Genomic DNA, 14,033 nt, shown 5'->3' on the forward strand with positions numbered 1-14,033 from the left:
GTCGATACAATACCGCGGCCTGTCACCATGGTGGCAGCCGCAGCCCGGTCAGCTGAGCCCCTGTTTGCCTGTGGGGAGCGCCTGCCGTGCTCAAGGCGGCTATGGTAGCGGTATTTCGGGCTATAAAGAACCCGCGGTTCAGTGAATCCGCACAGTCCACACCCTGTCCCAATCAATGAGGAAACAGCATGAGTAATTCGGTAGAGCAGTTGCACGCCCAACTGAGTCAGATCAAGAAGGGCCTGTTTATGATGGGTCCGGACCGGGTTCGCGCCATGTCCACCCACGAGACGGAAGACCTGATCGTTGAGTTGCAAACCGTTACCGACCAGGCGCTGGCTGAACTGGCCAATCTGAAGAGCGAGTAATTCCACCGACCGGAGCCGTGCCTGGTGAGTTCCATTTTAATGTTAAAGGTGAGTGGTCACGACCGCATGGGTCTGACCGCAGAGCTCACCACAACGCTGGCTGAATTCGGCGTCATCCTCCTCGACATGGGCCAGTCGGTCATTCACGACCAGGTCTCCCTGGGCATGTTGCTGCAATTGCCCGAGGGCGCCGACACGTCGGGCGTGCTCAAGGAAATACTGTTCAAGGCCCACGAGCTGGGCATTCATGCCCGTTTCACCCCGGTCGAAGAACCCGCCTACACCGACTGGGTTGGCCAGCAGGGCAAAGACCGTTATGTGCTCACCTTGCTGGCGCGGCGCATCACTGCCGAGCAGCTGGCCCGGGTATCTACCGTGGTCAGTGAGCAGGGACTGAACATTCAGGACATTACCCGTCTGACCGGTCGAATCCCGCTGGATGCACCGGCAGACAGTGGCAAAGCCTGCATAGAACTGACACTGCGCGGGCAACCGAGCAATCCGGATGCCCTGCGTCTGGCGTTTCTGGACATCAGCAGCCAGCTCGACATCGACGTCGCCTTTCAGCAAGACACCGTCTACCGGCGCAACCGCCGCCTGGTGTGCTTCGATATGGATTCAACGCTGATCGAAACCGAAGTGATTGACGAACTTGCCCGTGCGGCCGGGGTAGGCGAGCAAGTAGCGGCCATTACTGAACGGGCGATGTCCGGCGAGCTCGATTTTCAGCAAAGTTTCCGGCAGCGCATGGCGTTGTTGAAAGGGCTGGATGAATCGGTGCTGGCCGGCATTGCAGCAAAATTGCCGATTACCGAGGGCGCCGAGCGGCTGATTCGGACGTTGCGGGCCTATGGCTTCAAAACCGCGATTCTGTCGGGCGGTTTTACCTATTTTGGTCACTATCTGCAGCAGCGTCTCGGCATCGACTATGTGTACGCCAACGAACTCGAAATTGCCGATGGCCGGGTAACCGGCGAAGTGAAAGGCGTTATTGTAGACGGTGCCCGCAAGGCTGAGCTGCTGCACGAACTGGCGCAACGGGAAGGTATTCAACTGGAACAAACCATCGCCGTGGGTGATGGTGCCAACGATCTACCGATGCTCAGCCAGGCTGGCCTCGGCATTGCCTTTCGCGCTAAACCCATCGTGCGGGAAAGCGCGCGACATGCGATTTCTACTCTGGGGCTGGATGCGGTGTTGTATCTGCTTGGATTTCGGGATCAGGACATACACTGAATTAAAACCATACCTTATGCTGGCTGATGGTTATTTACTTAAGTTTAGGGTTTTGCCTAGGAGTTAAGCGACGGATGCCGGGTGTGCCTCTGTGGGGGAGTCCGCAGCAGGGATGCTGCGGTCTAGGCTCCATGGATGGATCCACGCCGACCCCACAGGGGCATATCCGGTACCCGGCGCGGGCTAACACCTCTCAGTCGACTTGAACCCCGGTATTTGGGTTAATTACGTAGTGGCAGTCAGACCGCCTCTTCTTCATCGTTGGCATCGAACTCGTAGTCCATGCCGGTCAGCGGTGCCTGAACGTAGTAACCCTGAATGTAATTGACACCCAGCTCCCACAGCGAGGCGAGGACTTCCGCGCTTTCGATTTGCGGAACAATGGAGTTGATGTCCTGCTTGTGGATGGCATTGACCAGGGTTTCCAGCGGGGCCATGGCTTTGTCGTCCGACGTCAGCGCTTCAATAAAACTGCCATCGACGCGAATGTAGTCGATGTCGAGGTGACGTGTCACCGACAGGCCGCTTTCAATCAGACCGAAGTGGGTAAGAGCCAGCTTGCATTTGAGCAGTGCCAGGCCCTTGCTGAAGGCCTTGGCGACTTTCAGGTAGCTTTGGGCTTGTTCTTCGGTGACCTGGAAGGTCAATGCATCGCCGGGGAGCTTGGAGGCCTTCAGTGCGCTGTTTACCCAGGGCAGAAAGGTCGGGTCCTGGATTGAGCTGGGTGTCAGATGAATGAAAACCTGGGTGTTGTGGCCGCGCTTGCGATGCTCGGCCAGCGTCTTGATGGTGTTCAGCACCACCCAGCGGTCGAGTTTTGCGCCCAGGTCCCGCGCTTCGATCAGCGGCAGAAACTCTTCCGGCAGGACATCGGTACCGTCTTTGTCGACCAGGCGCAGCAATACATCGTAATGTTCCCGGCTGTCGCCTCTGAGGCTGATGATCGGCTGGAACAGAATGCGGAAACCGTCGTTCTCAAGGGCGTGGTCGACTTTGCCGGCCAGGTTGTCGTCCGACAGATTGGCGATGTCGGATTTGTCGTAATATTGCACCCCGGTCTTTTCATGAACGGCGCGTGTGTAGGCCTGATGCGCATGGCTCAGCGCCTCCTGGCCACTCTGGCAGCGCTCGTCGATGTGTGCGATGCCAAAGGCCACGTCAACCGGCAGCGTGCGACCATCGACCTCAAACAAATGATCGGCGATTTCCTTGCGCACTTTGAGGGCGTCGGCTTTGATGTTGTCGATATTGCCCTGGGCCAGCAGCAACGCAAAGCTGTCGTCTCCGTAGCGCGCCAGCAATGAGTCGGCAGGCTGGTACTTGGCATACACCTCGGCCAGCTCTTTCAGAATAACGTCGGTACCGGCAATGCCGGCTTTGGTTTTCAGGTCACTGAAGTTGGCGACACCAATGTGCAGCACTATTTGGCTGGTGTTTGACTTCAGAACTTGCTGATAGGCTGTTTTCAACGCATCGGTGAAATGCTGGCGGTTATAGAGCCCGGTCACCAGATCCTGTGAGCTGATTTCCTTGATTTTGGCCTGCAGTTCTTCGTTGTCGGCATCGTTGCGTCGTATGACCAGCTGGGTACAGGGCTCACCTTCATAGCTCGCCCCCGACAGCGTCATGCGAATGTTGAACGTCTCACCATTGACGTGTTCTGCGACGCACGTCAGTTCACCGGTTGACCCGTCGCGATAGGTCTTCAGCGAGCTTTTGAGTTTGTCGAGGTCTTTGCGGGCGATCAGATCCATGATCGGGGTGCTTTGCAGTTCTTCGAGATCGTCGTAGCCGAACAGGGTCTGGTAGGCTTCGTTCGCGTAGATGTGCATGCCTTCATGAACATAGGCAATGGCATCGACAGAGCTGTCGAGCAGTAACTGGCAGCGTTTCTCGGTTTCCTGCAGGCTGGCTCGTGTCTCGCGCAGTTCACGGCGGGCTTTCAGCGCTGCTTTTTCCCGTTTAACCGCGCTGACCAGATGTTGCTCTTCACCTTCAACCAACACGTCGGTCAGGCCGGTAGCAAGAGCCTCGCCAATGCGCTCGGCATCGTAAGTTTCTATCAGCGCCAGGATGGGCAGGTCTTTGCCGGCCCGTTGAATGGTGGCCACAGCGGCTGTCGGGTCAACAGTCTGGGTATCCAGCTTGACCAGTAACATATCCCAATGCTGGTCTGACAGAACGGTTTCCAGTTCACTCAGGCTGGCAATAAAGTGGGAGCGCACGGCCTGACCAGCGTTGCGCAGGCTGCTGAGCAGCGGTTCTGCCTCACTTTGGGTGTCATGGATTACCAGAAGTCGGATGGCGCTTGCGTTACTTTCAGACATAAATCAACTGTCGCGACAAAGTTTTTAGATTAGGGGTCTGAGTATAGTGACGAACGGTCGATCTTGACAGCCACACCGCTGTTTTTTTGGGATTGGCGGGCTCAGGCTGAGAGCACCGTCTCGCTTTGTGGCACAAACAGTGCTCGGTCGCAGACCGTTGCCCAGGTTCAGCAGCGGCGGTCAGAGTTGCCGCCAGAGGCTTTCGAAGCTGTCGTCGGCACCAATGGCCTGGTTTCTTTCAGGCTCGGCCGGTTTGTGCGCCACCTTGCGTACCTGAAACTGGCTGAGAATGCCGGTGCTCAGAATGCGTTTGGTGAGCTGGTACTTGCCTTCATTGCCCGAGATATTAATGGTGACCTTGTTGCCCACCTGAAACGGCAGTCGCGGTGTCAGCACGGAGGCATCCTGCCCGATCGCCCGGATTTCCGGTATGAACAGGCCGCGCAGGTAATCGCCGTGTGCGCCGGTCTTGTGCAGTTGGCGTATGCCGCATGGCTGACTGTTCGGTGCTATCAGTTCAACACCCATTTGGGTGCCGCTGTCCTTGCTCTGGCGCAGCCAGCGCACAACACCCAGGTTCCAGTGCTGCAGTTTCTCTTCTTTGACGGCAACGACTTCACCGGTTTTAAGGTTGCTGGCGGCTTTGTCGGTCCACTGTATGCAATAGCCGCGCGGGCTGACGTTGACCAGCAAGCCGGAGTAGCTGGGGTGATCTTCCTGAGCGTCCTGAGGGAAGTCGATGGCATCCTCTTCGCTGCCGGGCATGCGTCGCTGGCCAGCATCGAACGAATCTTCCCATACGTCTTTCTGGGATTGTACGGCCTGGGTTTCAAACGCCGCAAAGCGTGAGCTTACGGCGCCAATAAACGGGTTTTCGGCATTCGCAGACTGCCCGTAAAGCTGGGAGTAGAAGCCTACGCCACCGGACATGTGAAAGTGAGTCCCGGTCAGGCCGACGGTGAGGGATACCTTGCCGCTGGACTGGGTGCGCGAAAACGCACGCTGTTTCATGCCACCCCAGGACTGGACCAGGTGCTCGAGCAAGGCCTGATTGAATTCCTTGGGCAGAATGCGGCTGGGGGCTTTGTCTTCGCCCCCCGCGGAGGCCTCAGCGCGTTTCAGTTCATCGTGCAGGGGCCTCACCAGGGGCAGGGTATTGATGCCCAGGTATTCCGAGAAATTGGCTTGCTTGATCAGGTAGCTGTACTGGGGTGGCTGGTCGGTTTCCGGGTTGATCACCAGAACGGATTTTTCATCGGCCACATCATCGATGTCGAGCAGCGGCGTCCAGCGGGGCAGGGCCGCGAAAACATCGGTCAGTTCACGCTGCAGCAACTGGTTGGGCTGGCTGGTACCGAGCAGCACGGCTCTGAGGTACACCTCCTGAATATTGGAGCGCTTGCCCTGTTCGTTTTCTTCGATTGGCGTGGTGTGCAGGTTGAATGCCGATGCGATCTGGTACAGCTGGTGAATTTCGCGCCACAACCCGGTTGGCGTGGGGATATACAGCTGGTAGGAACGCAGCAGGCTGGGGATCAGATCGCTCAGCGTTCGATGAACGGCCTTGGCCATCAGTGCTTTTTGCTTGATGGTGCCCTGCGCCAGCATATGCTGAACAATGATCTTGTAGCCGGTGGCCAGGTGGGTTTGCAGCGCCTGGGCCAGGTTGGCAACCTTGCGTTGCTGGTCATCGAGCGCAACGCCCTGGTTCAGGTATTTCTGGTTCAGCGAGCTGCATACGTAATGTATTGGTTCGCGCACCATATCCATCAGTTCCAGGCGCGAGGCATCGCTGATACGTAACTGATTGAATTCGATGACAGCATGGTAGAGCTGACGCGACGTTTCCCCAATGTTGGCCATCGGCAAGCCCGTGACCCACGCTTTGAGCTGGCGGGCGTTGGGTTCACAGAATGACAGGGTCGTCAGGGTCTGCTGCGGAATATTGAGATAGTGTTTCGGCCTGTAATCCATTCAGTGCTCTACCCAGTGTCTTGCCGAAGTATAGTCGTGTTGCTGCGGTGTCAATGTCATTTGATGCTGCCACGGTACTTGTTGGCCTGTCTGGTGCGGGCTGGCGCACCTTGTGTCGTCCAGTGTTTCAGACCCGATGTAACGCTAGATTAACGACCTATGGCGCCTATGGGAACCAGTAGCTAGCAGAAAAACGGCAATTTACGCCCTTTTTATGACAGTTAATTCTGTGATGGGTCTCACATTTTTGGGTCTGACTGACCGCTCAAGCCTCGTTTATCCACCGTTTGTGGTCATCGCCGGGTACCTCCCGTACCAGTCGGGGTACCAGATAGCCTGGCAGTTGGGCTTGTATCTGCTGCCACAGCTGCCGGGCATCTTCGTCCGCTGTATCAAAATGCGCCGCACCGGCGACTGGATCCAGCACGTGCAGGTAATAAGGCAGCACTCCCTGGCCAAACAAGGCGTGGCTGAGTTCAACCAGCGTGTCGACCTGGTCGTTGATGCCTTTCAGCAGGACCGTCTGATTCAGCAGTACCGTTCCAGTGATACGCAAGGCAGCCAGGGCCGGATGCAGTTCCTCGTTCAGTTCCCGGGCATGATTGGCGTGTAGCACCAGAACCGTGTTCAGCCGGGTCGTTGCCAGAAGGTCGAGCAGTCCGGCATCAATGCGGGCAGGCAGCACGATGGGCGTGCGACTGTGAAGCCGCAGCGTCCTCAGGTGGGGGATCTGCTCAAGCGCAGCGATCAGCTCGGCCAGCGCTTTGTTGTCGAGGCTGAGTGGGTCGCCTCCGCTGAGAATGATCTCGTGAATGTCGGGTCGTTCGCGCACATAGTCGAGCGCTGGTTGCCATTGCCGGGCGGTGAGCCGGTTATCCGCATAGGGGAAGTGTTGCCGGAAGCAATAACGGCAATGAACAGCACAGGCTTGCGTTGTAATGAGCAAGGCCCGGCCCTGGTATTTATGCACCAGCCCGGGTACCGGGTTTTGGTCTTGCTCCTGCAGGGGGTCGTCGATAAAGCCGGGGCTCGGTTGGCGCTCAATGCCCAGCGGCAGCACCTGCAACAGCAGGGGGTCGTTAGGGTCACCCGGTGTCATGCGGCGGACGTAAGACAGCGGTACTCTCAGCGGGAAGTGCGGTTCGGTATCGACCCGGCCAGCGATGGGATGATCGGTCAGATCCAGCAGTTGCAGCAACTCCGGCACTGAACGCACCGCTGCTTTCAGTTGTTGTTGCCAGTTTGTTGACCCTGGTTCGGAGTGGTCGGAGCTGGAAATGATCAGGGGGGAGTCCACACCGGAGCTAAACTCAGTTAACATAGCGCCTCTTTGAACAGTGCACTTAGCAGGAAAAGGTTAATGGCCACATATTCTACCAGTGAATTCAAAAGCGGTCTGAAGGTTCTTCTTGAAGGCGACCCTTGCGCGATTGTTGAGAATGAATTCGTTAAACCCGGTAAAGGTCAGGCCTTTAGTCGGGTCCGTTTGAAAAACCTGAAGACCGGCCGGGTCTGGGAGCGTACGTTCAAGTCCGGCGAATCCATCGAGGCTGCAGATGTCATGGACATCGATATGGAGTACCTCTACAGCGATGGCGAGTTCTGGCACTTCATGAAGACCGATGGTTCCTTTGAGCAACTTCCAGCCGATGAAGCGGCGGTTGGCGACACCAAAGACTGGCTGAAAGAGCAGGAACAGTATGTTGTCTGCCTGTTCAACGGCACGCCCATTTCGGTATCACCACCGAATCACATTGAGCTGGAAATCGTCGAAACCGACCCGGGCCTCAAGGGCGATACCGCTACAGGCGGCTCCAAACCCGCTACTTTGGCAACCGGTGCAGTCGTGAAGGTGCCTTTGTTCATCAACCAGGGTGAGATCATCCGGGTGGACACGCGGACCCGCGAGTACATTAGCCGCGCCAAGCAGTAACCGGGGCGGGTGGCTCTGGTCCGCATCGGATACCGGTTGTACCCCTGTGGGGTCGGCGTGAATCCGTCCTTGGAGCCTAGGCCGCAGCATCCCTGCTGCGGACTACCCCACAGGGGTACAACCGACACCCGCCGCTAGTCTCCTGGGCGAACTGCAACATTTGAGTTCGTTAAACCGCCTTATATGGGCGGTTTTTTGGTTTTAGCGCAGACAGAAAGCGTGTTTCAAAGGTGAACTAATGATTGACTGGGCTCCAACAGCGGATATCGACACCCTGCATCGTCGTGCCATGTTGATGGCTGCTATTCGACAGTTTTTCGCTGACCGCCAGATGCTGGAGGTGGATACGCCGGTATTGTCTGCCGTGGGTGTGACGGACGTGCACGTTCACAATCTGCGCACGGCGGACGGCGGTTTCTTGCTGACGTCTCCCGAGTACCCGATGAAACGTTTGTTAGCTGCGGGCATGGGCGACTGTTATCAGTTGGGCCATGCATTTCGGGCCGACGAGAGTGGTGCGCGCCACAACCGGGAATTCACGCTGCTGGAATGGTATCGGCTGGGGTGGGATCACCATCAGTTGATGCAAGAGGTAGCGGCCTTGTGCGAGTGGGTGCACCGGGCAGCTGGAGGCTCAGGCTCCCTGGTGTCGACGGTACTGAGTTACCAGGACGCATTTGTGGATGCCGGGCTACCGGACCCGCATCGGGCGTCTCTGCAGGCGTTACAGCAAGTAACCGCTCTTAAGCTGAGTGCCGATACGGCAGACTGGGATCGCGATGCCTGTCTGGATGCCTTGATGGCTCTGGTGGTCGAGCCAGGTTTGCCGCCTGAGCAATTAACCTTTGTTACCGATTACCCGGCCAGTCAGGCAGCGCTGGCACGTACGCATACCCGTGAAGGGGTTGAACTGGGTCATCGGTTTGAACTGTACTGGCAGGGCATGGAATTGGCGAATGGCTATTGGGAGCTGACGGATCCGAAAGAGCAACGACGGCGTTTTGAGCAGGATGCGCTACTGAGGCAGTCTCAGGGCTTGCCTGAACCCGGAGTCGATGAGCGCTTGCTGGCGGCGATGCTGGCCGGTTTGCCGGAATGCGCGGGCGTGGCACTCGGTGTGGATCGGTTGTTGATGGTAGTGCTGGGGAAAACCCATATTCGGCAGGTGTTGCCGTTTGATGCCGACCGGGCCTGAGCCCGGTGGCCGGAGTTGGGTCGGAAGCCGACCTCAGTTTTTGGTTTTGTTGACCAGCATTTCCAGTTTCCGCTTCATGCGGTCTTCGGGCGGCAGAGAATCTTCTGGCTTGGCTGCTTCCGGAGCGGCTTGCGCCTTGGCCGGTGCAGAGCGATTATCTTTGCGTGGCTTGTTCGGGCGCGCGCCACGGGGCTTGCGGGCCGTCTCAGGCTTTTCGCCGTCGGCACGGGGTTTGCGGTTCGCGGCGGGCGGCCGTTGTTTGGCCCGTTCGGCCCGGCGCTTTTCAATGGCGTCGAACTTTTCCTTGGCGTGGGCAGCGTCTTCGGCGCTCACCTGGCCGGCCGGCGTACCGTCGATGGTGACGCGGTCGACCCCTTCCTGCATGCAGGCGTAATAACTGCGTAACCGAACATAGACATTCAAAGCCCGGCGAATGCGGGTCTTCGACAGCTTGCCGTCTTCAGCCAGGGCTTCATGAATACCAATTTTCAGCGGCTTGGGCTTGCGTGGATTAAACGCGTCAGGATACAGCTCGCAGAGCTCATCCATGGCCTTCCGGTTTGCGTCGAATTCTTTCTTGCGCTGGGCATCGGTTTTGCGTTTGGCCGGCGCCTGAGCTGCTTCGGTGTCTGTCGCGTTCTGTTCGGTCATTATGGATCCGGCAAATTCGTTGAGCGGCGCAGGATACCCCGTTAAACCGGTTTTGAAAACCCGGATTTGGGCTCGTTTTGGTACCAAAGTGTCGTGTTTACGAATGATTAACCGTTTGCAACGCGGCCAGTGCAGGATGCCGGGTAGGCCTGTCCGGGGAAGTCCGCAGCATGGATGCTGCGGTCTAGGCCCCATGGATGGGTTAACGCCGACCCCGGACAGGCCTACCCGGTGTCCTGCACGGGTAATGGCGCAAAAGCCAGCCTTGACTGTGATAATTGAGCCACAGACTTATTCCAGTGGCTGCCCCAGTGTAATCGGCTCTCCCGGAGCGACTGATTCTGACCAGGTCAGGGAGTTGGGTTCAAGCAGCATGACGACCGTGCTACCGAGCCTGAACCGCCCCATTTCTTCGCCGCGTTTGAAACTGAGCTTTGGGTTGTTGTAGTTCAAATGCTGGATCTGGCGTCGCATTGGGGCGACGACGCCCGCCCAGGTGGTTTCAATGCTAGCCACGATCATGGCGCCCACCAGTACCATCACCATGCGGCCCCGCTCGGTGTCAAATTCGCAAACCAGGCGCTCGTTGCGGGCGAAGAGGCGGGGGACGGCCTCGGCTGTGGTGCCGTTGACACTGAACAGGCGGCCCGGAACGAACGTTGTGCGCACCAGGGTGCCGTCGCAGGGCATGTGGATGCGGTGATAGTCTTTTGGAGACAGGTAGAGGGTGGCGAATTCGCCGTCTTTGTAGCGACGAGCCTGTTCGGCATCGCCGCCGAGCAATTCAGTGACGGTAAAACTCTGCTGTTTGGCCTGGATGATGCGGCCGTCGGTGATGGCGCCCGCCTGGCTCACACTGCCGTCCACCGGTGAACAGAGGGCGCGGGTGTCGGCCGGAAAGGTGCGCGCTTCTGCTGTGAGTGCACGCGTGAAAAAGTCGTTGAAGTTGCGGTAGTCGTCCAGGCTGGGGCGCTCTGCTTCCTCCATGTTCACCTGATAGTGTTTGGCGAAGGTGCTGATAAAACGCCGCTTCAGCGGGCCCCATTCCGATTCGGCCAAGGCTCCGACCAGGCGCGACAGGGCGTGGTGGGGGGCCAGGTACTGGCTGGCTACAAACAGGCGGTCTTTCAAGCTTAAGGTCATTGACGTATCCGGTTCAGGGCGGTGTTCCAGTCGGCACAGAATTCGCGAAACAGGCGGTAATCGGACTCGCCCAGTGGTTCGGGGTCACCTTTGGCATCGGCGTAGATCATCATCGTAACCTCTCGGCCTATGCTGAACGAACGCAGAAAAAAGTCCTGGTCGTCTGCGGCTTTGAACAGGGCGTCCGGCAGTTGCTTTCTGGCTCTGGCGCGGTTGTCTTTGCGCAACCAGGCGGCGGTGACCCGGCGGCTGAACTCCTGCAGGGCGCTGCTGCCGGTAATCGGCAGTTTAAGGTGCTTGAGCAGCAGATAATGATCGCAGCCTTCGTGGTCAAAGGCCTGCCATTGCCCTTTGGTTTGCTCCATAACGACGATGCGGTGCAGGCCAAGGCTTTGTTGCAGGCAAAACAGAGCGCTTTCCTGTATCTCGACCGGGGAATGCCAGGTTTTCTGGTTGCGAAACTGCCGACGCACTTCGCGTAGGCTGTTCAGGTTGACGCTGTGCCGATAGGTGGTCTCGCCCGAGGCTTTGTTGTCCGGTTCCGGGCGGGTGTTTTTTGCCGGTTGCTTAACGGCGGCTGACTTGGTTGAAGGCTTTGCAGGGGCCTCTTTACGGGTGTGTGGTGTGGCGTAGGTCTTGCTGATTTCTTCAGCCCAGGCCCGGTCAGCCTCGCTGAAGCCTTCCCGCTGGGCAGCGCCCTGAGTGCTCACCGGCGGCTGATGCGCCAGCAGGCGCCGTGCGGCTGTGGCCGCCTGGGGCAACTGGTAGTCTCGTGCGGCTGAGGTGATCCAGGTTTTCAGCATGGGCCGGAATTCCGTCAGGCCGAGAGCGATCTCGCCAGTGCGGAACAGAGTATCGAGTTGTTCGGATTCCCAGTTCTGGCGAACCTGGTACGCCAGCTCATGGCTAAATGGCAGAAAGAACTTCAACGCTGACAGTTTGTGCGGCTGTATGCGGTTTTCAATGTGTTCATTTTCTTCGTTGGTATTGGTTTCCGGTATGGCAGGCAGCTGGAAATGGCGACACAGCTCATCGTTCCAGTCGCGGACCGACATCCCAATCATCCCTTCGATCAGCTTGTTGCGGTTTTCGCCGCGCTCGGCGCGGAACTCAAAGCCGTCCATCATTTGCGGTTCGAGCAGCCAGAGTGCCCAGAGCCCGACGTCGTAAAACAGGGTCATCCAGTAGTCGGCTTCGGTCCAGGGGATTTGCCGCATTTCGAACCATTGCCGCATCAGACTGGCGGCAACCAGGCTGTCGCCCACGGTGCTTTGTAAGCCGGAGAAGGCAGTGCTGCCCGGGTCGAGCCGTGGGATGCTTTCGGTCAGCTTGATCAGCCGCTGTGAGCCGATCAGGGCGACGGCATGTTCCAGCGTGCGCACCAGTACCTGCCGGTTCGACATCATGCGATTGGCGTAGCGAAAAATCAGCATCGCCAGCAACGGATCCTCGCTCACCACCTTGATCCAGTCCATCAGGGGGGCGGAAGGTCCGGGTAAGGAGGTTTGTGGCAACAAGGCCGGTAGGGTTACCGCCTTAATGCGTTCCAGCCATGGATCTTGTGGGTTCATGCGATGCGTGAGCAAAACCTTGGGGTTGCCAGTGAATGTTGGCCTGCATTGCCTTAACTGGCAATGCAGATCCTGTAACCCCCCGATTCTGACTTAAAACCGGCTATTTAACCAGTCGCCCAGCGCCTTACGTTGTTCATCCGTCATTTCCGTGCGGTTCATGAACGGCATGTCCCTGGTGACCACGCTGCGGGCATGGATGCGGCTGGCCCAGCGTTCAACGTCATTGAGGTTGCTGAATACAACGCCTGAGGGCGCGGTCGGAAACATACTGTCTGAGGGTTCCCGGCTGTGGCAGGTGGCGCATTTTTCCATGACCAGGGCCAGGCCTTCGTCGTCGCTGAGTACCGGTGCTGCGTTATCGCTGCTGTCAGCGCTGGATTGCTGGGGTGTGCCCGGCCATGAGAGGGCGCCCGCCACCGCTACAAAGGCCAGGCCGGCGACGACCAGGATCAGGGGTTTGCGGATGCCCCGATGAGCCAGGTTGAAGTAGTGGCGCACGACCACGGTGATCAGAATCAGCGCCATCAGAATCAGCCAGTTCAGGCTGTGCTGATAGGTCATCGGGTAGTGGTTGCTGATCATGATGAAGATAACCGGCAGCGTCAGGTAGTTGTTGTGAACGCTGCGCTGCTTGCCGACCAGACCGGGTTTGCTGTCGGGCTGCTCGCCCCGGGCGACGGCGGCGACCATTTTCTTCTGACCGGGAATGATTTTAACAAAGACGTTGGCGGCCATGATGGTGCCGATTAACGCACCCATGTGAATGTAGGCGCCGCGGCCTGAGAAGGTCTCGGTCATCAGCCAGGCCATGCCGGTACCGAGGATGAACAACACGACGCCAAAGGCCTTGTGTTCCACCAGGGGAGTGCGGCACAGGCCTTCATAAATCAGCCAGCCTATTGCGGTGTACAGCAGGCCCAGGCCAACCGCCGCGCCGGTGCTGAGTTCCCGGACACCGGGGTCGATCAGATAGGCCTGGGCGCCAAAATAATACACCCAGGTCAGTAGCAGCATGCCAGTGATCCAGGTGGTGTAGGCTTCCCATTTGAACCAGTGCAGCTCTTTGGGCATTGCCGTGGGCCCGACCTTGTACTTGGCAACTTCGTAGAACCCGCCGCCATGTATGGCCCAGAGGTCGCCGCCGATGCCCTTTTCTTTTTTCCACTGGGGTGGGTCGGTCAGGTGGTTGTCGAGCCAGATGAAATAGAACGACGCACCGATCCAGGCGATGCCAGCGATGACGTGAAACCAGCGCAACAGCAGGCTGACCCAGTCGGCAAAAAAGACATCCATCGATTAACTCCCGCGATAGGTTGAGTAGCTGAAGGGGCTGACCAGTAAGGGCACGTGGAAATGCGCATCGGCCCCGGCCAGTTCGAAACAGATGCTGGCTCTGGGGTAAAAGGCCTGGCCGTGCTGGCGAATCAGGTAGTCGCCGGTGTGAAAGGTCAGCTCGTAGACACCGCTTGCAAAGCCCTCACCAGGCCAGTCTTTGAAGCGGCCGTCCTCGTTGGTGAGACCTTCGGCAATGATCTGGCCCTGGTCGTCTTTCAGTGTCAGCTTAAGGCCCTGTGCGGGTTGCCCGAGTGTTGTATCCAGTACATGGGTCGAGAGGGTATGACTCATGCTGTG

General features: G+C 58.1%; 12 protein-coding genes. 4 read left to right on the forward strand and 8 right to left on the reverse strand.

Annotation, left to right across the window (positions count from 1 at the left end):
* The first annotated feature begins 188 nt into the window (after nt 1–188).
* Both ACHUE7_RS11285 and serB read left to right on the forward strand, forming a co-directional pair.
* Nucleotides 189–368, forward strand: a complete 180-nt coding sequence (locus ACHUE7_RS11285; protein ID WP_127556143.1) for a hypothetical protein — start codon at nt 189–191, stop codon at nt 366–368.
* Between the two features lie 24 nt (nt 369–392).
* Nucleotides 393–1,604, forward strand: coding sequence for a phosphoserine phosphatase SerB (gene serB / locus ACHUE7_RS11290; RefSeq protein ID WP_394170051.1), 1,212 nt, complete (start codon nt 393–395; stop codon nt 1,602–1,604).
* Nucleotides 1,605–1,843: 239 nt separating this feature from the next.
* Here the strand turns inward: serB and ACHUE7_RS11295 are convergent, their stop codons facing one another.
* From ACHUE7_RS11295 to epmB, 3 genes are all read right to left on the reverse strand, one after another.
* A complete protein-coding gene (locus tag ACHUE7_RS11295; RefSeq protein WP_394170052.1) occupies nt 1,844–3,931 on the reverse strand; it encodes an EAL domain-containing protein in 2,088 nt (695 codons plus the stop codon).
* A gap of 180 nt (nt 3,932–4,111) precedes the next feature.
* Nucleotides 4,112–5,905 (reverse strand): hypothetical protein, encoded by a 1,794-nt coding sequence (locus ACHUE7_RS11300; protein WP_394170053.1) that lies wholly within the window; start codon nt 5,903–5,905, stop codon nt 4,112–4,114.
* A 265-nt stretch (nt 5,906–6,170) separates the two neighbouring features.
* Nucleotides 6,171–7,226 carry an EF-P beta-lysylation protein EpmB gene (epmB, locus tag ACHUE7_RS11305; protein WP_394170054.1) on the reverse strand — a complete coding sequence of 352 codons (1,056 nt, stop codon included), beginning with the start codon at nt 7,224–7,226 and terminating at the stop codon, nt 6,171–6,173.
* A 39-nt stretch (nt 7,227–7,265) separates the two neighbouring features.
* On the opposite strand from epmB, the gene efp reads away from it, so the two are divergent.
* Together efp and epmA are read left to right on the forward strand one after the other, a co-directional pair.
* Complete coding sequence (efp, locus tag ACHUE7_RS11310; protein WP_213677135.1) at nt 7,266–7,838, forward strand: elongation factor P; 573 nt, start codon at nt 7,266–7,268, stop codon at nt 7,836–7,838.
* A 238-nt stretch (nt 7,839–8,076) separates the two neighbouring features.
* Nucleotides 8,077–9,033 (forward strand): EF-P lysine aminoacylase EpmA, encoded by a 957-nt coding sequence (gene epmA, locus ACHUE7_RS11315; RefSeq protein ID WP_394170055.1) that lies wholly within the window; start codon nt 8,077–8,079, stop codon nt 9,031–9,033.
* Nucleotides 9,034–9,066: 33 nt separating this feature from the next.
* Here the strand turns inward: epmA and ACHUE7_RS11320 are convergent, their stop codons facing one another.
* The 5 genes from ACHUE7_RS11320 to uraH all read right to left on the reverse strand — a co-directional run bounded on the left by ACHUE7_RS11320 (nt 9,067) and on the right by uraH (nt 14,027).
* Complete coding sequence (locus tag ACHUE7_RS11320) at nt 9,067–9,684, reverse strand: ProQ/FINO family protein (protein WP_394170056.1); 618 nt, start codon at nt 9,682–9,684, stop codon at nt 9,067–9,069.
* Nucleotides 9,685–9,975: 291 nt separating this feature from the next.
* The gene (asd, locus tag ACHUE7_RS11325) at nt 9,976–10,827 is read right to left on the reverse strand and encodes an archaetidylserine decarboxylase (RefSeq protein ID WP_394170057.1); all 852 of its coding nucleotides are present in this window, start codon (nt 10,825–10,827) and stop codon (nt 9,976–9,978) included.
* Nucleotides 10,824–12,398 carry an HDOD domain-containing protein gene (locus ACHUE7_RS11330; protein WP_394170058.1) on the reverse strand — a complete coding sequence of 525 codons (1,575 nt, stop codon included), beginning with the start codon at nt 12,396–12,398 and terminating at the stop codon, nt 10,824–10,826. Before ACHUE7_RS11330 ends, asd begins: the two co-directional genes overlap by 4 nt.
* Before the next feature lie 93 nt (nt 12,399–12,491).
* Entirely contained in the window at nt 12,492–13,694 is a 1,203-nt protein-coding gene (locus tag ACHUE7_RS11335) for a urate hydroxylase PuuD (protein ID WP_394170059.1), read from the reverse strand.
* Between the two features lie 3 nt (nt 13,695–13,697).
* A complete protein-coding gene (gene uraH, locus ACHUE7_RS11340; protein WP_394170060.1) occupies nt 13,698–14,027 on the reverse strand; it encodes a hydroxyisourate hydrolase in 330 nt (109 codons plus the stop codon).
* Between the last annotated feature and the right edge of the window lie 6 nt (nt 14,028–14,033).

The sequence above is a fragment of the Saccharospirillum alexandrii genome (assembly GCF_043641555.1).
Lineage (GTDB): Bacteria > Pseudomonadota > Gammaproteobacteria > Pseudomonadales > Natronospirillaceae > Saccharospirillum > Saccharospirillum alexandrii_A.